General features: G+C 67.0%; 24 protein-coding genes and 1 tRNA gene. 13 read left to right on the top strand and 12 right to left on the bottom strand.

Features of this window, described 5'->3' with window-relative positions:
* The first annotated feature begins 6 nt into the window (after positions 1-6).
* From VSX79_RS14135 to VSX79_RS14115, 5 genes are all read left to right on the top strand, one after another.
* A complete protein-coding gene (locus VSX79_RS14135; protein ID WP_326913664.1) occupies positions 7-1,455 on the top strand; it encodes a DUF3336 domain-containing protein in 1,449 nt (482 codons plus the stop codon).
* Positions 1,452-2,318 carry an alpha/beta hydrolase gene (locus VSX79_RS14130; protein WP_326913663.1) on the top strand — a complete coding sequence of 289 codons (867 nt, stop codon included), beginning with the start codon at positions 1,452-1,454 and terminating at the stop codon, positions 2,316-2,318. The genes VSX79_RS14135 and VSX79_RS14130 overlap by 4 nt, the downstream gene beginning before the upstream one ends.
* Positions 2,315-3,250, top strand: coding sequence for an alpha/beta fold hydrolase (locus VSX79_RS14125; RefSeq protein ID WP_326913662.1), 936 nt, complete (start codon positions 2,315-2,317; stop codon positions 3,248-3,250). The genes VSX79_RS14130 and VSX79_RS14125 overlap by 4 nt, the downstream gene beginning before the upstream one ends.
* Positions 3,251-3,412: 162 nt before the next feature.
* Positions 3,413-4,414 (top strand): NAD(P)H-dependent glycerol-3-phosphate dehydrogenase, encoded by a 1,002-nt coding sequence (locus tag VSX79_RS14120; protein ID WP_326913661.1) that lies wholly within the window; start codon positions 3,413-3,415, stop codon positions 4,412-4,414.
* 120 nt (positions 4,415-4,534) lie between these two features.
* Positions 4,535-4,873: a hypothetical protein gene (locus tag VSX79_RS14115; RefSeq protein ID WP_179494368.1), complete on the top strand. Its 339-nt coding sequence runs from the start codon at positions 4,535-4,537 to the stop codon at positions 4,871-4,873.
* A 98-nt stretch (positions 4,874-4,971) separates the two neighbouring features.
* Here the strand turns inward: VSX79_RS14115 and VSX79_RS14110 are convergent, their stop codons facing one another.
* A complete protein-coding gene (locus VSX79_RS14110) occupies positions 4,972-5,526 on the bottom strand; it encodes a TlpA family protein disulfide reductase (protein WP_306455557.1) in 555 nt (184 codons plus the stop codon).
* A 40-nt stretch (positions 5,527-5,566) separates the two neighbouring features.
* Between VSX79_RS14110 and argH the strand changes: the two genes are divergently transcribed.
* From argH to VSX79_RS14090, 4 genes are all read left to right on the top strand, one after another.
* On the top strand, positions 5,567-6,970 hold the full coding sequence (argH, locus tag VSX79_RS14105) for an argininosuccinate lyase (RefSeq protein WP_326913660.1): 1,404 nt from the start codon (positions 5,567-5,569) through the stop codon (positions 6,968-6,970).
* Complete coding sequence (locus tag VSX79_RS14100; RefSeq protein WP_179494372.1) at positions 6,970-7,221, top strand: hypothetical protein; 252 nt, start codon at positions 6,970-6,972, stop codon at positions 7,219-7,221. Before argH ends, VSX79_RS14100 begins: the two co-directional genes overlap by 1 nt.
* 140 nt (positions 7,222-7,361) lie before the next feature.
* Positions 7,362-8,627 carry a diaminopimelate decarboxylase gene (lysA, locus tag VSX79_RS14095; protein WP_326913659.1) on the top strand — a complete coding sequence of 422 codons (1,266 nt, stop codon included), beginning with the start codon at positions 7,362-7,364 and terminating at the stop codon, positions 8,625-8,627.
* Positions 8,628-8,629: 2 nt separating this feature from the next.
* A complete protein-coding gene (locus VSX79_RS14090) occupies positions 8,630-9,418 on the top strand; it encodes a precorrin-2 dehydrogenase/sirohydrochlorin ferrochelatase family protein (RefSeq protein ID WP_179494376.1) in 789 nt (262 codons plus the stop codon).
* 25 nt (positions 9,419-9,443) lie between these two features.
* Here VSX79_RS14090 and VSX79_RS14085 read toward each other — a convergent pair whose 3' ends face one another.
* From VSX79_RS14085 to VSX79_RS14070, 4 genes are all read right to left on the bottom strand, one after another.
* On the bottom strand, positions 9,444-11,045 hold the full coding sequence (locus tag VSX79_RS14085; RefSeq protein WP_257018015.1) for an ABC-F family ATP-binding cassette domain-containing protein: 1,602 nt from the start codon (positions 11,043-11,045) through the stop codon (positions 9,444-9,446).
* Positions 11,046-11,266: 221 nt separating this feature from the next.
* Positions 11,267-11,686: an addiction module antidote protein gene (locus tag VSX79_RS14080; protein WP_179494378.1), complete on the bottom strand. Its 420-nt coding sequence runs from the start codon at positions 11,684-11,686 to the stop codon at positions 11,267-11,269.
* A 288-nt stretch (positions 11,687-11,974) separates the two neighbouring features.
* Complete coding sequence (bfr, locus tag VSX79_RS14075) at positions 11,975-12,457, bottom strand: bacterioferritin (RefSeq protein ID WP_037555365.1); 483 nt, start codon at positions 12,455-12,457, stop codon at positions 11,975-11,977.
* 101 nt (positions 12,458-12,558) lie between these two features.
* A complete protein-coding gene (locus tag VSX79_RS14070) occupies positions 12,559-12,732 on the bottom strand; it encodes a (2Fe-2S)-binding protein (RefSeq protein WP_081933078.1) in 174 nt (57 codons plus the stop codon).
* A gap of 204 nt (positions 12,733-12,936) precedes the next feature.
* On the opposite strand from VSX79_RS14070, the gene purS reads away from it, so the two are divergent.
* Complete coding sequence (gene purS / locus VSX79_RS14065) at positions 12,937-13,167, top strand: phosphoribosylformylglycinamidine synthase subunit PurS (protein ID WP_037513977.1); 231 nt, start codon at positions 12,937-12,939, stop codon at positions 13,165-13,167.
* A gap of 14 nt (positions 13,168-13,181) precedes the next feature.
* Positions 13,182-13,847 carry a phosphoribosylformylglycinamidine synthase subunit PurQ gene (gene purQ, locus VSX79_RS14060; RefSeq protein WP_326913658.1) on the top strand — a complete coding sequence of 222 codons (666 nt, stop codon included), beginning with the start codon at positions 13,182-13,184 and terminating at the stop codon, positions 13,845-13,847.
* Here the strand turns inward: purQ and VSX79_RS14055 are convergent.
* Together VSX79_RS14055 and VSX79_RS14050 are read right to left on the bottom strand one after the other, a co-directional pair.
* A complete protein-coding gene (locus VSX79_RS14055; protein ID WP_326913657.1) occupies positions 13,809-14,186 on the bottom strand; it encodes a VanZ family protein in 378 nt (125 codons plus the stop codon). The two genes, purQ and VSX79_RS14055, sit on opposite strands and share 39 nt — an antisense overlap.
* 6 nt (positions 14,187-14,192) lie before the next feature.
* Complete coding sequence (locus VSX79_RS14050) at positions 14,193-14,930, bottom strand: queuosine precursor transporter (protein WP_179494384.1); 738 nt, start codon at positions 14,928-14,930, stop codon at positions 14,193-14,195.
* A gap of 71 nt (positions 14,931-15,001) precedes the next feature.
* On the opposite strand from VSX79_RS14050, the gene VSX79_RS14045 reads away from it, so the two are divergent.
* Positions 15,002-15,078 (top strand) — tRNA-Arg (locus VSX79_RS14045).
* A gap of 15 nt (positions 15,079-15,093) precedes the next feature.
* Here VSX79_RS14045 and VSX79_RS14040 read toward each other — a convergent pair.
* From VSX79_RS14040 to kdpF, 5 genes are read right to left on the bottom strand one after another with little or no spacing between them, the layout of a single operon-like run.
* Positions 15,094-15,786: a response regulator gene (locus VSX79_RS14040; RefSeq protein ID WP_179494386.1), complete on the bottom strand. Its 693-nt coding sequence runs from the start codon at positions 15,784-15,786 to the stop codon at positions 15,094-15,096.
* A gap of 9 nt (positions 15,787-15,795) precedes the next feature.
* On the bottom strand, positions 15,796-16,383 hold the full coding sequence (gene kdpC, locus VSX79_RS14035) for a potassium-transporting ATPase subunit KdpC (RefSeq protein WP_326913656.1): 588 nt from the start codon (positions 16,381-16,383) through the stop codon (positions 15,796-15,798).
* Between the two features lie 10 nt (positions 16,384-16,393).
* Positions 16,394-18,424, bottom strand: a complete 2,031-nt coding sequence (gene kdpB / locus VSX79_RS14030) for a potassium-transporting ATPase subunit KdpB (RefSeq protein ID WP_326913655.1) — start codon at positions 18,422-18,424, stop codon at positions 16,394-16,396.
* A 12-nt stretch (positions 18,425-18,436) separates the two neighbouring features.
* Entirely contained in the window at positions 18,437-20,140 is a 1,704-nt protein-coding gene (gene kdpA / locus VSX79_RS14025; RefSeq protein WP_179494393.1) for a potassium-transporting ATPase subunit KdpA, read from the bottom strand.
* A gap of 13 nt (positions 20,141-20,153) precedes the next feature.
* Positions 20,154-20,243 carry a K(+)-transporting ATPase subunit F gene (gene kdpF / locus VSX79_RS14020; protein WP_179494395.1) on the bottom strand — a complete coding sequence of 30 codons (90 nt, stop codon included), beginning with the start codon at positions 20,241-20,243 and terminating at the stop codon, positions 20,154-20,156.
* Between the two features lie 259 nt (positions 20,244-20,502).
* On the opposite strand from kdpF, the gene VSX79_RS14015 reads away from it, so the two are divergent.
* Positions 20,503-23,172, top strand: a complete 2,670-nt coding sequence (locus VSX79_RS14015) for a sensor histidine kinase KdpD (protein WP_326913654.1) — start codon at positions 20,503-20,505, stop codon at positions 23,170-23,172.
* Positions 23,173-23,175: the final 3 nt, after the last annotated feature.

Genomic DNA, 23,175 nt, shown 5'->3' with positions numbered 1-23,175 from the left:
TACCGAATGCTTTTCACCCCGACGCTCAGCGCCGACCGCGATCTGGTGACCGCGCCCGATTATGCCGCCTGGTCCAAAGCGGCCCGCGACCATGACAGGAAATCGGGGCTGCAAGCGTGGCGCGACGCCGACGAGAGCAAGCATTTCGATTACAAGGCGATCCGCGCCCGCCTCGAAAAGCTCCGCAAGCTGTCGGCGGCGGGGGACGTCAAGGGGCTGCTCTTCGTCCTCAACGAAGGCATCCACGGCAATATCGACGGCATGGGGCACGAGCGCCTCTATCAAAAGGCGCGCTTCGGCACGAAGAAACTGGTCGAGGATTATGTCGCCGAGGTCGTCGACTCATTGGGCAAGATCGCCGCCGCGCGCAGCATCGGCCGCGAGGAAAAGCGCGACTTCTTCCGCCGCGCGCAGCATTGCTACGGCCGTTCGGCGCTGCTGCTCTCGGGTTCGGGCAGTTTCCTCTTCTTCCATATCGGCGTCGTGAAGGCGCTCTGGGAAGAGGGCGTGCTGCCCGCCATCATGTCGGGCGCGAGCGGCGGGTCGATCGTCGCCGCGGTCGTCTGCACGCGCAAGAACGCCGATATCGGCACCTTCCTCGAAAGCCGTCGCCTCGCCAACCCTGGCCGCAATCCGGATCAAAAGCGGCTCGCGCCCGACGAGGTGCGCGACCGCCTCGCCGACCTGATCCCCGATCTCACCTTTCAGGAAGCCTATGAGATCAGCGGCCGCCACCTCAACGTCTCGGTCGCGCCCGCCGAGAAGCATCAGAACGGTCGCCTGCTCAACGCGATTACCGCGCCCAATGTGCTGATCCGCGAGGCCGTGCTCGCGTCGTGCGCGGTGCCCGGCGTCTTCCCGCCCGTCATGCTGATGGCGCGCGACGACAATGGCGCGCGCATCCCCTATCAGCCCGACCGGCGCTGGGTCGACGGGTCGGTGACGCACGACATCCCGACCAAGCGCCTCGAACGCCTTTACGGCGTCAACCATCATATCGTCAGCCAGGCGAACCCGATCGCGCTGCCCTTCGCGACCGACACGCGCAAACAGATGGCGCCGATCGAGGCCATTCAACATGCGTCGATGACGACCTTCAAGGCGTGGCTCAACGCCAATATGGTGATCTTCCAGAAGCCGCTCGAGCTGATCCCGCCGCTCAACAGCATCGCCAATATGGCGCGTTCGGTGATCAACCAGGAATATACCGGCGACATCAACATCATCCGTCCGCCCAAATTCTGGTCGCCCGCGAAGATTCTCTCGGACCTCGGGCAGGACGACATCGACGAGCTGATCGACACCGGCATGCGCACCGCCTGGCCCAAGGTCGAGATGGTCCGCACCCAGACCGCGATCAGCCGCGCGCTCGAAGCGATCCTCGCCAAGATCGACAAGGCGGGCGACGACGGTCCCGGACACCGCAGCGCCGCGCTCAAAAAGGCGGTGCGGTGAGCGCCGACAACGAACCGCTGACGCTGCCGCCGTGGCAGGGCGGCGACGGATCGAACCTCAATGTCACGCGCTGGCTGCCGCAGGGCGACCCGAAGGCGGTGGTGCTGCTCGCACACGGCTATGCCGAACATGCCGGGCGCTATGGCTATGTCGCGGCGCGGCTGACCGCTGCGGGCTATGCCGTTTACGCAATCGACCATTGGGGGCATGGCAAGTCGAGCGGAACGATGGGGTTCGTCCCCGCCTTTTCATTCTATATCGACGGAATGGCGGCGCTGATCGCGCGGGTGCGCGAGGCGTGGCCGGGCAAGCCGCGGCTGCTGCTCGGACACAGTATGGGCGGACTGATCGCGGCCTTGCTGCTGCTCGGGCATCAGCGCGACTTCGCCGCCGCGGCGCTGTCGGGGCCGGCGATCCTGACCGCGAAACCGCCATCAAGACTGACCGTCTGGATCAGCCGTTTCCTCTCGCGATATTTCCCGCGTGCCGGGGTCATGGCGCTCGATCCCACCGGGGTCAGCCGCGACCCGGCGGTGGTTGCCGCCTATCTCGCCGACCCCTTCGTCCATAGCGGCAAGATGAGCGCGCGGCTCGCGGCGGAGATGTTCGACGCGATGGCGACGGCGCGCGACCGGGCGCGGGAGATCGGCCTGCCGCTGCTGCTCCAGCACGGCGCCGAGGACCGGCTTACCGCGCCCGAAGGATCGCGCTTCCTGTTCGATCATGTCGCCTCGGCCGACAAGCGGCTCGAAATCTATCCCGGCCTGTTCCACGAAATCTACAACGAGCCCGAACGCGATGCGGTGCTGGGCGACCTGATCGACTGGTTCGACGCGCATGTGAAGGAACAGGGTGCAGCATGAAAATCCTCCTTGTCCTGATTTTCGCGCCGCTCATTTCGCTCGCTCTGCTCTATTTCCTCTTCCCCGAACAGCTAGTGCAATTGATGCGCTGGCTGATGCGCCGCCGTGCGCGGGTTGTGCGCAGGACGGTGGTCGTCGACGGCCGAAAATGGCCCTATCTGGAGGGCGGCGACCCGTCGAAGCCGACGCTCGTGATGGTCCACGGCTTCGGCGCCGACAAGGATCACTGGACTTTCTACGCGCCCTGGTTGACGCGCGACTATCACCTGATCGCGCCCGACCTGCCGGGGTTCGGCGAGAATGACCGCGACGGCGAGTTGCCCTTCGACGTGAGCAGCCAGGCGGCACGGCTCAAGGCGTTTCTGGGTGCGCTCGGCATCGACCGACCGCACCTCGGCGGCAACAGCATGGGCGGCTGGATCGCGCTGCGCTTTGCGATCGATTATCCCGACGCACTGCGCACGCTGACGCTCATGAACAATGCCGGCATCCTTGGCGCGAATGAAAGCGAGCTGCAAAGGCTCGCCGCCGACCGCGACTATAATCCGCTGGTGCTCGCCAATCTCGAGGACGCCGACCGGCTGATCGCCTTCGTCGTGCACAAGCCGACGCGCGTTCCCGCGCGGCTCAAGCCCGTGATCTATGCCGATGCGCTGCGGCATCGCGACCTGCTCGACAAGATTTTCTGGGTCATCGCCGACGAGATGGAGGAAAAGCCGCTCAACGACGAACTCGGCCAGGTGACGGTGCCGACGCTGATTATCTGGGGCCGCCACGACAAGCTGATCGACGTCAGCTGCGTCGCGGTGCTCGAAAACGGTATCGCGAACAGCCGCAGCCATATCTTCGAACATGTCGCGCATGTGCCGATGATGGAGGACCCGAAAGCCACGGCAGAAATCCAGCGCGCGTTCCTGGCGGAGCATCCCTGAGGATTCGCCAGCCCGGACTTGATCCGGCATCCATGACGCCGATGCGGTGGTGGACCTCGTATCAAGCGTGTCCTGAGCCTGTCGAAGGGTCCGGGCTGACGATGGATGGCTTGCCAACCCCCCAATCCCGCGTCACTCTCCCGCAAAACAGGGGAGAGATATATGCGCCTCAAAGTGGGCCTGCTCGGCGGGGGGAGCTGGGGCACGACGGTCGCGGCGCTGGTGTCGCGCAACGCGCCGATCACGCTGTGGGCGCGCGACGCCGAGACCGTCGGCGACATCAATACGCATAACGAGAACCGCAAATATCTGCCCGGCATCAAGCTGCCGCCCGCGCTCCGCGCGACCCATGATATGGCCGACGTCGTCGCGGGCGCCGATGTTCTCGTCATGGGGGTCCCTTCGCACAGCTTTCGCTCGGTGCTCGAAGAGGCGCGGGGCCACCTTCGCCCGTGGGTCCCGGTCATCAGCCTGACCAAGGGGCTTGAGCTCGCCTCGGGCAAACGCATGACCGAATTGATCGAGGAAGTGCTGCCGGGCCATCCCGTCGGGGTCCTCACCGGCCCGAACCTCGCGCGCGAGATCATGACGGGCCAAGCGGCGGCGAGCGTCCTGTCGATGGAGGACGAGATCGTCGTCCGCGCGCTCCAGCCCGTTTTCCACTCGGGGCTGTTCCGCGTTTATACCAACACCGACCTCCTGGGCTGCGAACTCGGCGGGGTGCTCAAGAATATCATCGCCATCGCGGTCGGCATGGGCGACGGGCTGGGCGCCGGCGACAACACTCGCGCCGGGCTGATGACGCGCGGGCTCGCCGAGATCACGCGGCTCGGGGTGGCGATGGGCGGACGGCCAGAAACTTTCGCAGGGTTGACCGGGATGGGCGACCTCATCGCGACGTGCACCAGCCCCTTGTCGCGCAACCGCCATGTCGGGGTCGAGCTGGGCAAGGGGCGCCCGATCGATCAGGTCATCGCGGGGATGAACATGGTCGCCGAAGGCGTGAAGAGCGCACCGACGGTGATGGCGCTCGCCGACAAATATCGTCTCGACATGCCGATTGCGCGCGACGTGTTCGATGTGACGCAGGGCCGGCGCAGCGCGATGGAGGTGTTCCGCGGCCTCCTCAAATCCAGCGTCGGCGACGAGGCGCATCCCGGCTGAAATCCGTCTGTTTGGGCGATTTTCACCACGAAACGTGCCGAATCATCGTCGAATTGGGAATAAAAGGCGCCGCTCCTTCGTTTCTTCTCCTGTCCAACAGGATCCAGAAGGAGACGAAAAATGAAAAAATGGACGACTCTGGCGATGCTTGCTGCTCTCCCCGCCACGGCCGCGGTAGCCGCCGTTCCCTATCATTCCATGCCCCCGGGCTTCGAAGCGCCGCGCATCCGCACCGCCCCGATCGCGGGCGTCGTGAACCAATATTGGTATAATTACAAAGCCGACATCCTTGAGGCCGAGAAGGAATTGAGAAGCGACCTTCATCGCGCGACCGACCGCGAAGACCGCTGGGACGCATGGGACGAATGGACGGTCGAAGTCGTCGATGCCGACAAGGATTATGTGAAGGAAATGCGCGAGAAGGGCTATCGCAGCGGCCGCGTGACGGTCGGCGGTTAAGCCACAACCTTTTTCCCGAGCCCTGCTCGGGTCGCAGGGAAGGGCGGGTGTCATGGGGCACCCGCCCTTCTTTTATCTTCCAAAAATTTGCTGGCGGGTCAGACGCCACCCTCGGCCAGCAGCGTGGTGGCTTCCTTGCCCTGCCAGTCGATCGCGCCGACGACGCGCCACAATTCGCGCCCTTCGGCGTCATAGAAGATGCTTGTCGGCAGCGCGCTGTTCGCGGCATCCAGCAGGCCGTTCTCGGGATCGAGATAGGGCTGCAGCGCCTTCAGCCCCGCCTTCTGGAACCAGGGGTCGACCACCGCGGCGCCCTGCAGGTCCTGCGCGACCGCGATAACCGTCATCTTGCCGCCGCTCTTCGCCGCGAGCGCGTCGAGCGTCGGCATCTCGGCGACGCACGGCGCGCACCATGTCGCCCACAGGTTGACGAGCAGGGGACGCCCACGAAACGCCGCCAGCGTCACCGCCGCGTCGTCGGGGCCGCGAAACGCCGCTGCGGGCGCCGCCGCGCCCTTGTGGCTGCGGTCGACTATATATTCGAATGCGCCGACGCCCTTCGCTTGGCCTGCCGAAACATTTGCTTGGCCTTGCCCCGCTTGCTCACCGCCGGGCTTTTCCCTATCGCAGCCCGCGATTGATCCGGCCAGCAACAGGCCAAGGATCGCAAGCGATGGGTTCGGGACGCGACGGATGGCGAATACTCCTGACAGCAACAGCATGTGGGGCGGCCGCTTCGGTGGCGGACCCGCTGCGATCATGCAAGAGATTAACGCATCGATTCCCGTCGACAAGCGCCTGTGGGAAGAAGATATCGCCGCCAGCCGCGCGCACGCCGCGATGCTGGGCGCGACCGGAATCATCGCCGCGGAGGACGCGGTCGTCATCGATCGCGGGCTGGCGCAAATCGCCGAGGAATTCGCGCGCGACGGCGTTCCGGTCGACCTCGCGCTCGAAGATATCCACATGACGGTCGAGGCACGGCTGAAGGAACTGGTTGGCGAGCCCGCCGGCCGTCTCCACACCGCGCGCTCGCGCAACGACCAGGTCGCGACCGACTTCCGCCTGTGGACCCGCACCGCATGCGAGCGCATCGACGCCGGGCTGGCGGCGATCCAGTCGGCGCTCCTCGCGCGCGCCGACGAGCATGCCGACAGCATCATGCCGGGTTTCACGCATTTGCAGGTCGCACAGCCGGTCACCCTCGGCCATCACCTGCTCGCCTATGTCGAGATGTTCGCCCGCGACCGGTCGCGCTTCGCCGATGCGCGGCGCCGCCTCAACGAATCGCCGCTCGGCGCCGCTGCACTCGCGGGGACCAGCTTCCCGCTCGATCGCGATGCGACGGCGTCGGCGCTCGGCTTCGACCGCCCGATGGCGAACAGCATCGATGCGGTCTCCGACCGGGACTTTGCGCTGGAATTCTGTGCGTCGGCGTCGATCGCCGCGATCCACCTGTCGCGCCTCGCCGAGGAAGTGGTGATCTGGGCGAGCCAGCCCTTCGGCTTCATCAGCCTGCCCGACGCCTGGTCGACCGGCAGCTCGATCATGCCGCAAAAGCGCAACCCCGACGCCGCCGAACTGGTGCGCGGGCGCGCGGGGATGCTGCTCGGCGCATTCCAGCGGCTGGCGGTGATCGTGAAGGGGCTGCCGCTCACCTATTCCAAGGATCTGCAGGACGACAAGGAGACGGTGTTCGGCGCTTTCGACGCACTCGCGCTGTCGCTCGCCGCGATGACGGGAATGATCGAAACGCTGACTTTCCGGACCGACCGGATGCGCGCGCTCGCCGCGTCGGGCTATTCGACCGCGACCGATCTTGCCGACTGGCTGGTGCGCGAAAATGGCTTGCCGTTCCGCGAAGCGCATCATGTCGTCGGCGCCTGTGTGAAGCGCGCCGAGGAACTCGACGTCGAGCTGTCGGCGCTGCCCGCGGCCGACGCCGCCGCGATCCACGCGGCGGTCACGCCCGACGTGCTTGCCGCGCTCACGGTCGAAGCTTCGGTCGCCAGTCGCGTGAGCTATGGCGGCACGGCGCCCGAACGGGTAAGGCAGGCCGTCGCCACGGCTCGCGCGGCGCTCGAAGGGACGAATTGATGGCGAAGCACCACCTCGTCATGGCAACATTCGCTGCAACCGCGCTGCTCGGCGCGTGCGGCAGCAAGGAAGATCTGAAGCCCGTGGCGGGCCAGCCCGCCCCGGTCATTCCCGTCGGCGCGACCCGCGCCCCGACCACGGAGGAGCTTACGACGCCTGACGCGCAGGCCCGGCCCGCGCGCAGCGACGAACTTCTCAAACGATCCGAACAACGCGAAACCGACGATTTCGACTTGCCGCCTCCGGGCTGACTTTCGAATTTTCGGGCCGCTTCCCTTTTCCGTTCGTGCTGAGCTTGTCGAAGCACTGTCCTTCCTGGACCCCGGAAAAAGGAAGAACGGCCCTTCGACAAGCTCAGGGCGAGCGGTCTTTGAAGATTAGGATCTGATGCATGGACCATTTTGAACTTCGTGACGGCGTGATGCACGCCGAAGACATTCCGTTGCCGCGTATCGCCGAGGAAATTGGCACCCCCGTCTATGTCTATTCGCGCGCGACGCTCGAACGCCATGCGCGGGTGTTTCGCGACGCGCTAAAGGATATTCCGCGCAAGCACATCGCCTTCGCGATCAAGTGCAACCCCAACCTCGGCGTGCTGCGCGTTCTTGCGCGGCAGGGCTATGGCGCCGACGTCGTCTCGGGCGGCGAACTCGAACGCGCGCTCGCGGCGGGCATGGCGCCCGAAGACATCGTCTTTTCGGGAGTCGGCAAGACGCGCGCAGAGCTGGCGCAGGGCCTCGACCGCGGCATCGGCCAGTTCAACATCGAGCATGAGCCCGAGGGCGTCGCGCTCGCCGAAATCGCCGCGCGCAAGGACATGACAGCGCCCGCGGTGCTGCGCGTCAATCCCGATGTCGATGCGGGCACCCACGCGAAGATCTCGACCGGCAAGGCCGAAAACAAGTTCGGCGTCGGCATCGACGCCGCGCCCGAAATCTTCGGCCGCCTGTCGGCGCTGCCGGGGCTCAACCTGCGCGGCATCGCGGTTCATATCGGCAGCCAGCTTACCAGCCTCGCTCCGTTCGAGGCGGCGTTCAAGCGCGTCGGCCAACTCGTCGCCGACCTCCGCGCCGCCGGACACAGCATCACCCATGTCGACCTGGGCGGCGGGCTCGGTGTGCCGTATCGGGCGGGTGACAATATCCTTCCGCCGTCGCCGGCCGATTATGGCGCGATGGTCGCGCGGGTCACGCGCGACTGGGACGTCACGCTGATGTTCGAGCCCGGCCGGGTTATCGCCGGCAATTCGGGGATTTTGCTGACCGAGGTGTTGTGGGTCAAGCCCGGCGCAATCCACCCCTTTGTGATCGTCGACGCCGCGATGAACGATCTCGCGCGGCCTGCGCTTTATGATGCCTGGCACGATTTCGCCGCGGTGAAGCCGTCGGGCGAGACGATGACCGCCTCGATCGTCGGCCCGGTCTGCGAAACCGGCGACACTTTTGCGCGCGACCGGCTGGTCGACAAGGTCGAGTCGGGCGACCTCGCGGTCTTCCGCAGTGCGGGGGCCTATGGCGCGACGATGGCGTCGACGTACAATAGCCGCAGCCTCGTTCCCGAGGTGCTCGTCGACGGCGACCGCTATGTCGTCGTCGCCGACCGCATCGCCGCCGGCACGATCATGGCCGCCGAACGCGTGCCCGACTGGATCGACTGACGATGGAGCAGCTTCCCATCTTCCTGAACGTCGCCGGCCGCACGGTCGTGCTGGTCGGGAAGGGGGAGGCTGCCGATGCGAAGGCGCGGCTGATCAGCCGCGCCGGCGGGCGGATCGTTCCCGAGTGGGAGAGCGGCGCGACGATCGCGTTCGTCGCGCTCGACGACGAAGCCGAAGCGCGCGCTGCCGCCGAAGGGCTGCGCGCGCGCGGACTGCTCGTCAACGTCGTCGATCGCCCCGATCTTTGCGATTTCACCACCCCCGCGATCGTCGACCGCGCGCCAGTGACGATCGCGATCGGCACCGGCGGTGCATCGGCGGGGCTCGCGAAAGCGATCCGGCAACGCATCGAAGCCTTGCTGCCCGCGCGGCTCGGCGCGCTCGCCTCGGTGCTACAGGCCGCGCGGCTCCCGATGAAGGCGCGCTGGCCCGACGCCGCCGATCGTCGCCGCGCGATCGACGCCGCGCTCGCGGCTGGCGGCGCGCTCGATCCGCTCGGCACCGATGCGGCCGACCGGGTCGACATCTGGCTTGCGGGGATGCTGCCCGACCGGCCCTCGCGCGTCGAGGTGATCGTGCTGGCCAGCGCCAGCCCCGACGACCTCACCCTTCGCGCCGCGCGCCTGCTTGGCGAGGCCGATCATGTCTTTCACGCCGCGGCGGTTCCCCCGGCCATCCTCGACCGCGCCCGTGCCGATGCCGCGCATCACATCGCGGCCGCGCCGCCCGTCGATCCGCCCCCCGGACTGACGCTCTGGATCGATATGCCGATGATCCCGTCCGGCGGGTAGGGCTGAGGCCGACGCGGTTCCCGACCTATTCGACGCCCAGCTCGATCGCCCGATCCACCCCGATCGCGTCCAGAAATGCGCTGTCATGGCTGACCACGAGCAGCGCGCCATCATAGGCGGCAAGGCCTGTTTCGACGGCGTTGAGCGATTCGACGTCGAGATGGTTGCCGGGCTCGTCGAGGATCAGCAGTTGCGGCGGCTGCGGCGCGCCGAGGACGCAGGCGAGGCCGGCGCGGAGCATCTGGCCACCGCTGAGCGTGCCGGCGATGCGGTCGGCGGCGTCGGCGCGAAAACGGAAGCGCGCGAGCGCGGCGCGACACTGGTTGTTCGTCGTCCCGGGATTGCGCGCGAGAAAATTGTCCGCGATCGAGCGCGCGGGGTCGAGCAAGGTGACCCGCTGGTCGAACAGCGCGAACGGCACGCCGACGCGCACCGTCCCCGACCAGGGCACGAGCGTCCCGGCGATGAGCGCGAGCAGCGTCGATTTTCCCGAGCCGTTGGGGCCGGTGATCGCGACGCGCTCGGGGCCGGCAAGAGTGAGCGACAGATCCTTGATGACCGGCCGGTTCGGGACGTAGCCGGCGCTCACGCGGTCGAGTTCGAGAACCGTGCGCGATGCGGGCAGGCCGGTCGAAGGCAGGCCGACCGACAGCGGATCGACGACCTCGATCTTGCCGCGCGCGGCTTCGCGCGCCTGCTCCGCGTCGGTGCGCTGGCGTTCGGCGAGGCGCCGGTTGGCGCCGACGCTTTCCTCGGCGCGGCGCTTGAGCGTCCCGAGCAGGATCGCGGGCTCGTCACCGCGCGCTGCCTTGCGGCGGCCGCCGGCGTCGCGGCGCGCCTGCCGCTCGGCAGTGACCTGCGCCTGACGCCGCACACGGCCGAGTTCCTTTTCGGCGTCCGCGAGTTCGACCTCGATCGCCGCCTGCTCGATGTCCTTGCGCGCACGATAGGCGCTCCAGCCGCCGCCATAGCGTGTGGCGCCGAGCGGGGTGAGTTCGACGATCGCGTCCATTTCCTCGAGCAGTTCGCGGTCGTGGCTGACCACGATCGCGCCGCCGCGCCAGCCGGCGAGAAGATCGCGCACCGCCCGGCGTCCTTCGCGGTCGAGATTGTTCGTCGGCTCATCGAGCAGAAGGAAGTCGGGCGCGGCGAACATCGCGCCGGCGAGCGCGGCGCGGGTGCGCTGGCCGCCCGAAAGCGCCGCGAGCGGGGTGTCGGCGGGAAGCGGCAGGCCGACGGCGGCGAGTGCCGCGTCGATTCGCGCTTCGAGCGTCCAGTCGGCATCGCCGATCTCCTCGACGCTGGCCTCGCCCGCTTCGGCCCTGCGCAGCAAGGCGAGGGCGCCGCGCGCGCCGAACAGGTCGGCAATGCTTTCGCCCGCCGCGACCTGCACCGTCTGGCGCAGCATCGCGATGCCGCCATTCGCCGATATGCTGCCCGTCGTGGGCGAAAGCTCGCCGGTCAGCAGGCGCAACAGTGTCGATTTGCCGACGCCGTTGCGCCCGACGAGGCCGGTGCGTTCGCGCTGGAAATGGAGATCGAGGCCCGAAAGGACGGCGCGGCCGTCAGGCGTGGACCAGCCGAGGTTGGCGAGAGTGATCGATGGAGAGAGGGGAGACATGGACATGGACTTTCCTGGCGGCAAGGCGGGGCGGCGTTGCGGTCAGATTGTTGTCCATGGCGAAAGTCTCCGTTGATTGAACGGCCAATGTAGGACGGCGGGCGCTCCGGTGCAAATTTTTGACGTCCGGCCATTCGCGACGGCGTTGAGGCGATGGATCCGGTGTCGAGTCCGGAATGACGAAGTTGGGATAGGCGATCGTCCGCTCACCACCCCAAAATCGACGATTACACCGGCCCCGGCGCGCGGGCGCGGATGAAGTTTTCGAGGGCCACGAACAACATCTCGCGGGCGTCGCTGCCGAGCATCTCGGCGGTCAGCCAGTCGAAATGGACGCGGTCGCGGCGCGCGGCGGCGCCGACGATCGCGGCGAGCAGCGCTTCGTCGAAGCTGATGCGCGGGCAGCAGGGCGGGGCGACCGCGAAGGGTTCGGGCCAGACATGGCCGATTGCCTCGACCACCAGGCGGTAGCGCCGCGCCGCGAGGATATTGCCCCAGCGGCGTTCGAGCTCGGGCATCGGGTCGCGCTCGCCCCGACGGCAGAGGATGCAGTAGCGCAGCGCCAGGACGGCCTGCGCGGCTTCGACCGACAAATCGCGCACGAGCGGCTGTTCGGATAATTGGCGGATCAGCTCGCTGCTTTGCATGAGGTTCGTTTCTCCCGTCCCATGCAGTTCCCCCGTCCGCTTTGCCTCGTCGGGAAAAAGATGCCGGCCGCTTATGACGCAGCTTGAAGTTGCAGCGGCCGGCAGGAGGGGACTGCTCTACCTTGCTATTGAGAATTAGTCGCAAATACAAGCGAAAAAAGAGGCGCCCGAAAGCGCCCCTGAAAACTGCGGTTTATCCTGTTATGCCATCCCGCCGAAGGCCGGAATCTCAACCCGCGATCATGTCGCGAGGTCAAAATCCCGCTGCGAAGGGATGACAGATTCGGTTCAATCGTCGCCGGCGGGCTTCGACTGAAGCTGGATGTAATTTTCGATGCCCATGCGCTCGATCATCTCGAACTGCTTTTCGAGCTCGTCGACATGATGTTCCTCGCTTTCGAGGATGTCGGCGAACAGGTCGCGGCTGACATAGTCGCGCACGCTTTCGCAATGGGCGATCGCGTCCTTGAGCAGCGGGATCGCTTCTTCCTCGACCGCGAGATCGGCCTTCAGGATTTCCTCGACCGTTTCGCCGACGCGCAGGCGGCCGAGCAGCTGGAAATTGGGGAGGCCGCCAAGAAAGAGGATGCGATCGGCGAGCTTGTCGGCGTGCTTCATCTCGTCGATCGACTCTTCGCGCTCGAACGCGGCGAGGCGCGCGACGCCCCAATTGTCGAGCATGCGATAGTGCAGCCAGTATTGGTTGATCGCGGTCAGCTCGTTCTTGAGCGCCTCGTTGAGGAAATCGATGACTTTTTCGTCGCCCTTCATGGTGTCTGTCCTGTCATTTCGTCTTGGGAATGGAGTGGGCGCATTATAGGCGTCCCGGCCCCATCAGGCCAAGGTCAAAAATGGCGGAAAACCAAGAAAAATCAGGCGGTCGCGGCGGCGTCGCTGATGATATTGCGAGCGAATGACAGGCACTGTCCGCACTTGGGTTTGCGACCCAATTGCGCATAGGCCGCCTTGGCGCACCGCAATTGGCCGCTCCGCGCGACATCGCGCAGCTGGCTTTCCCTTATTGCGTTGCAGACACAAACGACCATGTGCGAATCCTTCTCAACAAGTTTGATTTAGGGATAGTGCGAGAGATTCGCAACAGGAAAGTTGCGAGTGGTTCGCAGTCCGAACAGGCCTGTTTTTCACGGGCGCGGCGCTTGCCCGTCGCGCCCGCTCCCCCTTGCCCCCGAAGTGATTCGCGGGCATAGGCGCGCCCATCTTCCCGCCCTTCCAGCAAAAGGTCCCTCCCCATGAAAGTGAATGTCTATGTGACGCTCAAGCCGGGGGTGCTCGACCCGCAGGGCAAGGCGATCCATCATGCGCTCGAAGGGCTGGGTTTTGGCGGCGTCGCCGACGTGCGCGCGGGGCGCTTCATCGAACTCGACGTCGCCGACGGCACGAGCGACGCCGATCTCGACGCGATGTGCGCCAAGCTGCTCGCCAACACGGTGATCGAAAACTACCGCATCGAACGCCCGTAAGAAGGAACGCCATCATGAAGACCGCCGTCATCGTCTTTCCGGGTTCCAACTGCGATCGCGACATGGCGGTCGCGCTGGAGCAGGTGACCGGCGCCAAGCCCGCAATGGTGTGGCACCGCGAGAGCGACCTGCCCGAGGGTGTCGACTTCATCGCGCTGCCCGGCGGCTTCTCCTATGGCGATTATCTCCGTTCGGGGGCGATGGCGGCGCGCTCGCCGATCCTGCGCGCGGTCTCGGACGCCGCGGCGCGCGGCGTGCCAGTGCTCGGCGTGTGCAACGGTTTCCAGGTGCTGACCGAGGCGCAGCTGCTGCCCGGCGCGCTGATGCGCAACGCGGGGCTCAACTTCGTGTGCCGCACCGTGGCGCTGACCGTCGAGAACAGCCAATCGCTGTTCACCGCGGGCTATCAGGCGGGTGAGACGATCGACATTCCCGTCGCGCACCACGACGGCAATTATTTCGCCGACGACAAAACGCTCGACCGGATCGAGGGCGAGGGGCGCGTCGCATTCCGCTATGCCGACCCGGTCAACGGATCGGCGCGCAACATCGCCGGCGTGCTCAATGGAGCGGGCAATGTGCTCGGCATGATGCCGCACCCCGAACGCGCGATCGACCGCGCGCACGGCGGCACCGACGGGCTACGCCTGTTCGAGGCGGCGCTCGGCGTTATCGCCTAGTCCGGCCGTGCCGGGCTGCGGCTGCAGCCAGCGTCCGACGATCAGCAGGACCGTCGGCCAGAACATCGTGTTCCAGATATCGTGCCAGTGCGCGGCGTCGGGCTGGATGGTGGAATTGCTATGTTCGGCGGTCAGGTCGAGCCATTCGCCGCCGCAGGCCATCGCCAGCACGGCAAGCCACGCCGCGATCCAGCCGCCGCGACCGCGCCAGGCAAAGCGCACCGCGAGAAATAGCGTCATGCCGAAATATATGTGCAGCGCATCCTTATCGAGACCGGTCGCCTCGATAACCGACAGCTTTCGCGCCTCGAAGAGCGAGGCGATTTCGATCAGGGTCATGCGGGATCAGACTTTGGCGCCAAAGGGGTTGAAGTCGGTGCCTTCGTCGAACACGTCGACACCTTCGCGCCGTTTCAACGCGCCGACGACGACATAGGTTACGGGCGTCAGCGCGGCTTCCCACAAAGTCTTGATCAGCCATTGCGAGAGCACGACCTGATAAAGCTGTTCGGGCGGCCAACCGGCCAGGCCGTAAAAGGCGAGCGGATAGAAAATGAGGCTGTCGAGACCCTGGCCGACCACCGTCGAGCCGATCGTTCGCATCCAGAGGAAGCGCCCGCGCGTCCACAATTTCATCCGCGCAAGGACATAGCTGTTGGCGAACTCGCCCGCCCAGAAGGCGATCATCGAGGCGAGGACGATGCGCCAGCTGTTGCCGAAGACGAACTCGTAGCTTGCCTGCCCGGGCCAGCCGTCGGCGGGCGGCAGCGCGACGACGACCCACGCCATGAACGCCATGAAGGCCAGCGCCGCGAAGCCCGTCCAGATCACCCGGCGGGCGCGGGCGTAGCCGTAGACCTCGGTCAGCACGTCGCCGATGATGTAGCTGATCGGGAAAAAGAGGACACCCGCGCCGAACGCCCATTCGCTCCCGTCCGGCAGGACGACATAGCTCGGCTTCGATGCCCCGATGATGTTCGACAGCAGCAGGATGGCGACGAACGCCGCCATCACGAGGTCATAATAGCGGAAATGCCGCACCGTGGCGGCATTGACGGCGGCGGGCGGGACAGACTCGGTCATCGCGTCGTTGCTTAACCCGCTTTGCGGCGGGCGCAAACCGCGCTATTCGCCGCGACGCACAGCCGTGCCGCGCGCCCGTAGCTCAGCTGGATAGAGCACCCGCCTTCTAAGCGGGTGGTCGCAGGTTCGAATCCTGCCGGGCGCGCCATTCCCATGCCGGGCTTCAAGTCCGAAGGCGGTAGCCCACCGCAAGTTCGTTGATGATCAGCCTGGGTTGTGAAGGGTCGGCTTCCAGCTTTTGGCGTAAACCGCGTATCGCGATCCGAAGATATTCGACGCGATCGGTTTGGGCCGGCCCCCAAACCGATTTCAACAGCTGCGAATGGCTCAGCACGCGGTCCGGACGACGTGCAAGCTCGGCAAGGACGGCATATTCCTTGGGTGTCAGATGGATTTCCGCCCCATCGCGCAGAACCCGGCGGTACTCGAGATCGATGCGCACGGATCCGGCGTCGATGATAGCCGACGCTTCGTCTGCGGTCCCGGTGCGCTGGTGACGCAGCGCGGTTCGAATGCGCGCGAGCAGCTCTTCGGTATCGAAGGGCTTGGTGACGTAATCGTCGGCGCCGAGGTCGAGCGCTGCGACCTTTTCCGCGCTGTCTTCGCGTGCCGAAACCACGATCAGCGTCGCGGCGGAGCGAAGCCGCATCGGTTCGATCAGTTCGAGCCCGTCGCGATCGGGCAAGCCCAGGTCGAGCAGCACGACGTCGGGGTGTTCGATGTCGAGCAGCGCGAGTGCCTGCCGCGCATCGGCCGCCTCGACCGCTTCGTGGCCGGCGCGCTGCAGTGTCGCCTTCAGCAGGCGGCGGATATGCGCATCGTCCTCGACGATCAGGATTTTGGCGGCCGGTGACACGCCAGCGTCTTACGGCTGCCGAAGCCCGCCGTCGAGCGCGCGATTGAGCAGCAGGACGTTGACGCGCGGTTCGCCGAGGACGCCGAGCAGCGGTTTCTCGATCGCCTGTTCGACGCGGTCGCGGACGGCCGCTTCGGGCACCCCGCGCGCCGCGGCGACCCGGCCGACCTGCGAAAAAGCCGCCTCGGGGCTGATGTGGGGGTCCAGCCCCGAGGCGGAGGTCGTCACCAGGTCGGGCGGGACAGGGCGGCCCGGTGCCGTTTGGGAAAGGGTGGCGACGTCGGCGGCGACGCGGTCGGCGAGCGCCTGGCTGGCGGGACCGAGGTTCGAACCCGACGAGGCGCTGGCGTCATAGCCGTCGGCGCCGGCTGCCGAGGGACGGCCGTGGAAATAGGCGGCGCTCGCGAATTTCTGGCCGATCAGTTCCGAGCCGACGACGCTGCCCTCGTCCCGGATCAGGCTGCCGTTCGCCTGCGCCGGGAACAGCGCCTGACCGACGCCGGTGAGCGCGAGCGGATAGGCGATGCCGAGCAGCAGCGCGAAGAGCAGGGTCAGCACCAGCGCGGGGCGGACGGCGGATTTGAGGTCGGAAAGCATGGGCTTGTCCTTAAGCGAGGTGGAGGGAGGAGACGGCGAGGTCGATCATCTTGATGCCCACGAAGGGCGCGACGAGCCCGCCGAGGCCATAGACCGACAGGTTGCGCGCGAGCAGCGGTCCCGCGGGCATCGGCCTGTAGCGCACGCCCTTGAGCGCGAGCGGGACGAGGCAGGGGATGATCAGCGCATTGAAGATGATCGCCGACAGCACCGCGCTTTCGGGCGTCGCGAGCCCCATGACGTTGAGCACGCCGAGCCCGGGATAGAGGACGACGAAGATCGCCGGGATGATCGCGAAATATTTGGCGACGTCGTTGGCGACCGAAAAAGTGGTAAGCGCGCCGCGCGTCATCAGGAGCTGCTTGCCGAGCCCGACGACCTCGATCAGTTTCGTCGGGTCGCTGTCGAGGTCGACCATATTGCCCGCCTCGCGCGCCGCCTGCGTCCCCGTGTTCATCGCCACGCCGACGTCGGCCTGCGCGAGCGCAGGCGCGTCGTTGGTGCCGTCGCCGCACATCGCGACGAGGCGGCCTTCACCCTGTTCGCGGCGGATCAGGGCGAGCTTGTCCTCGGGAGTCGCTTCGGCGAGAAAATCATCGACCCCGGCCTCGGCGGCGATCGCGGCGGCGGTGAGCGGGTTGTCGCCGGTGATCATCACCGTGCGGATGCCCATCTTGCGAAGCTCGCCGAACCGTTCGCGCACCCCGGCCTTGACGATGTCCTTGAGGTGGATGGCGCCGAGCAGCCGGCCGCCGCGGATCACCGCGAGCGGGGTGCCCCCGGCGCGCGCGATCTCGTCGGTGATGCGGCGTAGTTCCTGCACCGCGGGCGCGCTTTCGTCCTGCGGATGCGCCTTCAGCACCGAATCGACCGCGCCCTTGTGGATCGTCACGCCGGCGACGGTGACGCCCGACAGCCGCGTCTGCGCCGTGAACGGGATGACGTCCGACCCGGCGGGGAGCGCCGCGACGCGGATCGCATAGCGTTCGCGCGCGAGAGCCACGATCGAGCGCCCCTCGGGGGTTTCGTCGGCGAGGCTCGCGAGCAGCGCCGCTTCGGCGAGCGCGTCGATCTCGATGCCCGAGAGCGCGCGGAATTCGCTCGCCTGGCGGTCGCCGATGGTGATCGTGCCGGTCTTGTCGAGCAGCAGCACATCGACGTCGCCCGCCGCCTCGACCGCGCGGCCCGACTTGGCGAGCACGTTGAAGCGCACGAGCCGGTCCATGCCCGCGATGCCGATCGCCGACAGCAGCGCCGCGATGGTGGTCGGGATCAGCGTGATGAGCAATGCGGCGAGCAAAGCGATGGGGATCGCGCCGCCCGCATAGGAAGCGAAGGCGGGGATGGTCGATACGGCGATGAGGAAGATGATCGTCAGCCCGACGAGAAGGATGGTGAGTGCGATCTCGTTCGGGGTCTTGCGGCGTTCGGCGCCCTCGACGAGCGCGATCATGCGATCGAGGAAGCCCTGGCCGGGTTCAGCGGTGACGCGCACCTTGATGCGGTCCGAAATGACGCGCGTGCCCGCGGTCACCGCCGATCGGTCGCCGCCCGCCTCGCGGATCACCGGCGCGCTTTCGCCGGTGATCGCGGCCTCGTTGACCGAGGCTACCCCCTCGATCACCTCGCCGTCGGCGGGGATCAGGTCGCCGGTTTCGACGAGGACGATCTCGTCCTTTTCGATCTGGCTGGCGGGGACGATCTCGTAAGTGTCGCCGACGCCGAGCATCAGCTTGGCCTTGAGTTCGGCCTTGGTGGCGCGCAGCGACGCTGCCTGCGCCCGCCCGCGCCCTTCGGCCAGCGCCTCGGCGAAGGTGCCGAAGAGCACCGTGAGCCAGAGCCACAGGACGAGCTGGACCTGGAACCCCGTCGACAGGCCGGGCTCGCCGAGGAGGAGGAGCAGGGTGAGCAACGCCGCGACGGTCGCGGTGACGAACATCACCGGATTGCGCGCGAGGTCGCGGGGTTTGAGCTTCTTCACCGCGTCGCGCATCGCGGGGACGAGGAGCGCGGCGCTGAACATCGAGGTTGGTGCGGTCATGATCGTGATCCGTCAGAAGAGCTGGCCGCCGGTCACCGCGAGATGATCGGCGATCGGGCCAAGCGCGAGGCTGGGAAGGAAGGTGAGGCCGCCGAGGATCAGGATGATCCCGACGAGCAGGCCGATCCACAGGCCCCCGGTGGTGGGGAACGAGCCGCTCGACGCCGGGACATGGCGCTTGGCGGCGAGGCTGCCGGCGATGGCGAGCGCGGGAACGATCACGAAGAAGCGCCCGAGCCACATCGCGATACCGAGCAGGCCGTTGTAGAAGGGGGTGCCCGCGCTCAGCCCCGCGAAGGCCGAGCCATTGTTGCCGGCGGCCGAACTGAATCCGTAGAGGATTTCCGAAAAGCCGTGCGGGCCCTTGTTGAGCGGCCCCGCCAGACCGGCGGGCATCACGCTGGCCAGGGCAGTGAAGCCGAGGATGACGAGCGGCAGCACCGCGATCGCGAGCACCGCGAGCTTGACCTCGCGCGCCTCGATCTTCTTGCCGACATATTCGGGGGTCCGCCCGACCATGAGGCCCGCGACGAACACCGCGAGGATCGCGAAGAGCAGGAAGCCATAGATGCCCGCGCCGACCCCGCCGACGACGACCTCGCCAAGCTGGATGTTGAACAGCGGGACGAGCCCGCCCAGAGCGGTGAAGCTGTCATGCATCGCGTTGACCGCGCCGCACGAGGCGGCGGTGGTGACCGTGGCGAACAGCGCCGAGGCGGCGATGCCGAAGCGCACCTCCTTGCCCTCCATATTGCCGCCGAGGGCGCCGAGCTGGTGGAGGACAGGATTGCCCGCGGCTTCCTGCCAATAGGCGACCGAGACGCCGGCGACGAACAATATGCCCATCGCGGCGAGGATCGCCCAGCCCTGGCGCGTGTCCCCGACGGCCTTGCCGAAGCACCAGGTCAGCCCGACGCCGATCGAAAAGATCGACAGCATCTGGACGAAATTGGTGAGCGCGGTGGGGTTCTCGAACGGATGCGCGCTGTTGGCGTTGAAGAAGCCGCCGCCGTTGGTGCCGAGCATCTTGATCGCTTCCTGGCTCGCGACGGGGCCGAGCGCGATCGTCTGCCGGACCCCTTCGAGCGTCGTCGCATCGACCGACCCGGCGAGCGTCTGCGGAACGCCGCTGGCGATGAGGAAGATCGCATAGACGATGCAGATGGGGAGCAGGAGATAAAGAGTGACGCGCGTCGTATCGGCCCAGAAATTGCCGATCGTCTTCGTCTCGCGCCGCGCAAAACCGCGGAACAGCGCGAAGGCGATCGCGATGCCGGTCGCCGCGGAGAGGAAATTCTGGATGGTGAGGCCCAGCATTTGCGACAGGTTCGACAGCGCCGCCTCGCCCGAATACCATTGCCAGTTGGTGTTGGTGGTAAAGCTGACCGCGGTGTTGAACGCGCCGTCGGCGGCGATTGCGCCATATTCCTGCGGATTGCCTGGGAGCACGCCCTGGAGGCGGAGCACCGCATAGGTGAAGAGCAGCAGCGCGAGGTTGAAGAGCAGCATGTGGAGCGCGTAGCGCCGCCAGCCCTGTTCCTCCTCGGGGTCGATCCCAGCGAGGCGATAGAAGCCGCGCTCGACGGGACCGAGCAGGCGGTGGAGCGGCGTCGAGCGCCCTTCATAGAGCGCGAACAGCCATTGCCCCATCGGCTTGGCGAGCGCGGCGGTGAGGGTGACGAAGAGCAGGATCAGTGCCCAGCCGGAATAGGTCATGGCGTTTCTCCCGTCAGAACCGCTCGGGGCGCAGCAGCGCGACGAGCAGATAGGCGAGCAGGGCGGCGGCGGTGAGGCCGGCGAGGAGCATCGGCGTGGTCATCGGCGTCACGCCCGCTCGCACAGGCGCGCATAGCCCAGCGTCAGCGCGAACAGCGCGCCGAGCAGGGCAAGCCACAAAAGGTCGGACATAGGAGTCTCCGGCGAAATCCCGCCAAGGTTGCGGGCTGGTTGGGATGTGGCGCCGGCTACGCCCCTTCGCCGTAAAGTTTCGCGGGCGAATTTTCCGGTTCGCATAAAGTTTCCATAAAGTCGGAGGCTATGGCGTGGCGCGGCGTCGCACGCTCGGCTAAGCAGCGGCGATGCCGCCCGCCGCCCCGCCCACCGACAAAAGACCGTCGCCCGACGCGCTGCTGCGTCAGGCGAAGCTGGAGGAACGCGGCCGGCTCAAGTTTTTCCTCGGCGCCGCGCCCGGCGTCGGCAAAACCTATGCAATGCTCACCGAAGGCGCTGCGCTCGCGCGCGAGGGCGCCGACGTCGTCGTCGCCGTCGTCGAAACGCACGGCCGCGCCGAAACCGAAGCCTTGCTGGACGGCATGGAGGTGATCCCGCGGCGCGAGATCGACTATCGCGGCCACCGCCTCGGCGAAATGGATCTCGACGCGGTGCTGCGCCGCAGGCCCGCGCTCGCGCTCGTCGACGAATATGCGCACAGCAATGTCGAGGGCGGCCGCCACCCCAAGCGCTGGCAGGATATCGACGAACTGCTCGCCGCCGGCATCGACGTCTATACGACGCTCAACATCCAGCATGTCGAAAGCCTCAACGACGTGGTCGCCAGCTTCACGCGCGTTCGCGTGCGTGAAACGGTGCCCGACAGCGTGTTCGAGGGCGCCGAGATCAAGATCGTCGACCTGCCGCCCGACGAACTCATCGAGCGGCTGAAGGACGGCAAGGTTTATGTGCCGCAGGAGGCGAGCCGTGCGCTCGGCCACTTCTTCTCGAAGCCAAACCTGTCGGCGCTGCGCGAAATGGCGCTGCGCCGCGCCGCGCTGAGCGTCGATCGACAGATGCTGCACGACCTCGACGCGACGGGGCTTGCCGGCACCTATGCCGCGGGCGAGCGCATCCTCGTCGCGATCAGCGAACAGCCGGGCGCCGACGCGCTGGTCCGCACCGCCAAGCGGCTCGCCGACGGGCTCAATGCCCCGTGGACGGTCGTCCATATCGAAACCCCGCGCAGCGAGACATTCGGCGACGAGGCGCGGCGTCGTATCGCCGCCTCGCTCGCGCTCGCCGCGACCCTCGGTGCGACGATCGCAACCGTGCCGTCCGAAAACGTCATCGCCGGGCTCCGCGGGCAGATCGAGGCGCTGCGCGCGACGCAGCTCGTCATCGGTCGCTCGCAGCGCAGCTGGTGGTTCGAACTGCGCCACGGGTCGGTGGTCGAGGCGCTGATCCGCGAGGCGAGCGGGCTGGCGGTGCATGTCATCCCGTCGCCCGAAGCCGCAACCGCCCGCCACGGCCGCGAAGGATGGGCGCGCGGGTGGGGGCGGCCGGGGCATTATGCCGCCGCGCTGCTGCTGATCGCCGCAACGACTGGGGCTGCAAAGCTCAGCGAGCGCTGGATCGGGACCGGAGCGGTCGACCTGCTCTATCTGGTTCCGGTCATCATCGCGGCAACGCTCTATGGGCTCCGCCCCGCGCTGTTCGCCAGCATCGTCGCGGCGCTGGCGTTCAACTTCTTCTTCCTCGAGCCGCGCCATACCTTCACCATCGCCGACCCGCAGAGCGTGCTCACGATGCTGCTCCTCACCGGGGTCGCGGCGGTGACCAGCAATCTTGCCGGGCGCCTTAGGACGCGGGCGCGGATCGGCGTGCGCAGCGCGCAGGAAAACGCGTCGCTCGCGGCCTTCGCGCAGATTCTCGCGCGCGCCTCCGACCGCGAAACCACCGCCGCGGTCACTTGCGACGAAGTCTCACGCCTGCTTGGCGTGCGCAGCGTCCTCCTCGCCGATCGGGATGGCCTGCTCCGCCCGCTCGTGGCGCGGCCGGCCGATGCGGCCATGTCGCCCGTCGATCAGGCGGCGGCCGAATGGGCGTGGACAAGCGGCGAGCCCGCGGGGCGCGGTACTAGCACGCTCGTCGCGTCCGACTGGCAGTTCCATCCCCTGAAAACCGGGCTCGGGGTGCTCGCCGTGCTCGGCGTCGCGAGCGAGGACGGCGGCGATCCCGTTTCGCCGGGCCAGGCGGCGCTGCTGTCGACGCTGGTCGGCCAAGCCGCGCTAGCGCACGAAAGGCTGCATCTCGAGGACGAAATGCGCAGCCTCTCGGTCCTCGAAGAACGCGACCGATTGCGTGCCGCGCTGCTCTCGTCGATCGGCCACGACCTCCGAACGCCGCTAACGGGCGTCACCGCGGCGATCGAGGCGCTGGCGGGCGAGCATCCCGATGCCGCCGCGCTCCCCGTCGCGCGGGCCGAAGTGTCGCGCCTGCGCCGCTTTCTCGACAATCTTGTCGAACTGGTGCGGCTTGACGCGGGGGGCGTCCGTCTCGACCTGACCCCGGTCGACCTGACCGACGTCGTCGCGGCGGTGGTCCACGACCTCAAAGACCCGCTGCGCGGGCATCATATCGACTTCCAGGTTCCCGCCGGCCTGCCGCTGGTCCGTGTCGACGAACGGCTGCTCCATCATATCCTTCTCAACCTCCTCGCCAACGCGATCCAGCATGGCGGAAATGACGGGCCCATCGGCATCATCGGACGCCGAACCCCCGATGCCGTCACCTTGACGATCCGTGATCGGGGGCCGGGGCTGGAGCCGGGAACGGAACGGTCGATTTTCGACACCTTCGCGCAGGGCAAGGGCGGCGACCGACACGGCGGCAGCGGTCTGGGGCTCGCGATCGCAAAGGGATTTGCAGACGCGTTGAACGTCGGCATCGCCGCGGCCAATCATCCCGAAGGCGGCGGTGCCTTCACCCTCACTTTTCCCAATGAATTGATCGCTGCCGCGACCGACTCATCCTGAGCG

This window comes from Sphingopyxis chilensis (genome assembly GCF_035930445.1).
GTDB lineage: Bacteria > Pseudomonadota > Alphaproteobacteria > Sphingomonadales > Sphingomonadaceae > Sphingopyxis > Sphingopyxis chilensis.
This window is presented reverse-complemented; position numbering and strand designations above follow the sequence as displayed.

What these genes read in the sequence shown, in the direction of transcription:
- VSX79_RS14135 (WP_326913664.1), top strand. Translation starts at nt 7, where the DNA reads ATGCTTTTCACCCCGACGCTCAGCGCCGACCGCGATCTGGTGACCGCG.
- VSX79_RS14125 (WP_326913662.1), top strand. Translation starts at nt 2,315, where the DNA reads ATGAAAATCCTCCTTGTCCTGATTTTCGCGCCGCTCATTTCGCTCGCT.
- VSX79_RS14120 (WP_326913661.1), top strand. Translation starts at nt 3,413, where the DNA reads ATGCGCCTCAAAGTGGGCCTGCTCGGCGGGGGGAGCTGGGGCACGACG.
- VSX79_RS14115 (WP_179494368.1), top strand. Translation starts at nt 4,535, where the DNA reads ATGAAAAAATGGACGACTCTGGCGATGCTTGCTGCTCTCCCCGCCACG.
- argH (WP_326913660.1), top strand. Translation starts at nt 5,567, where the DNA reads ATGGCGAATACTCCTGACAGCAACAGCATGTGGGGCGGCCGCTTCGGT.
- VSX79_RS14100 (WP_179494372.1), top strand. Translation starts at nt 6,970, where the DNA reads ATGGCGAAGCACCACCTCGTCATGGCAACATTCGCTGCAACCGCGCTG.
- lysA (WP_326913659.1), top strand. Translation starts at nt 7,362, where the DNA reads ATGGACCATTTTGAACTTCGTGACGGCGTGATGCACGCCGAAGACATT.
- VSX79_RS14090 (WP_179494376.1), top strand. Translation starts at nt 8,630, where the DNA reads ATGGAGCAGCTTCCCATCTTCCTGAACGTCGCCGGCCGCACGGTCGTG.
- VSX79_RS14085 (WP_257018015.1), bottom strand. Translation starts at nt 11,045, where the DNA reads ATGTCCATGTCTCCCCTCTCTCCATCGATCACTCTCGCCAACCTCGGC.
- VSX79_RS14080 (WP_179494378.1), bottom strand. Translation starts at nt 11,686, where the DNA reads ATGCAAAGCAGCGAGCTGATCCGCCAATTATCCGAACAGCCGCTCGTG.
- bfr (WP_037555365.1), bottom strand. Translation starts at nt 12,457, where the DNA reads ATGAAGGGCGACGAAAAAGTCATCGATTTCCTCAACGAGGCGCTCAAG.
- VSX79_RS14070 (WP_081933078.1), bottom strand. Translation starts at nt 12,732, where the DNA reads ATGGTCGTTTGTGTCTGCAACGCAATAAGGGAAAGCCAGCTGCGCGAT.
- purS (WP_037513977.1), top strand. Translation starts at nt 12,937, where the DNA reads ATGAAAGTGAATGTCTATGTGACGCTCAAGCCGGGGGTGCTCGACCCG.
- purQ (WP_326913658.1), top strand. Translation starts at nt 13,182, where the DNA reads ATGAAGACCGCCGTCATCGTCTTTCCGGGTTCCAACTGCGATCGCGAC.
- VSX79_RS14055 (WP_326913657.1), bottom strand. Translation starts at nt 14,186, where the DNA reads ATGACCCTGATCGAAATCGCCTCGCTCTTCGAGGCGCGAAAGCTGTCG.
- VSX79_RS14050 (WP_179494384.1), bottom strand. Translation starts at nt 14,930, where the DNA reads ATGACCGAGTCTGTCCCGCCCGCCGCCGTCAATGCCGCCACGGTGCGG.
- kdpC (WP_326913656.1), bottom strand. Translation starts at nt 16,383, where the DNA reads ATGCTTTCCGACCTCAAATCCGCCGTCCGCCCCGCGCTGGTGCTGACC.
- kdpB (WP_326913655.1), bottom strand. Translation starts at nt 18,424, where the DNA reads ATGACCGCACCAACCTCGATGTTCAGCGCCGCGCTCCTCGTCCCCGCG.
- kdpA (WP_179494393.1), bottom strand. Translation starts at nt 20,140, where the DNA reads ATGACCTATTCCGGCTGGGCACTGATCCTGCTCTTCGTCACCCTCACC.
- kdpF (WP_179494395.1), bottom strand. Translation starts at nt 20,243, where the DNA reads ATGACCACGCCGATGCTCCTCGCCGGCCTCACCGCCGCCGCCCTGCTC.
- VSX79_RS14015 (WP_326913654.1), top strand. Translation starts at nt 20,503, where the DNA reads ATGCCGCCCGCCGCCCCGCCCACCGACAAAAGACCGTCGCCCGACGCG.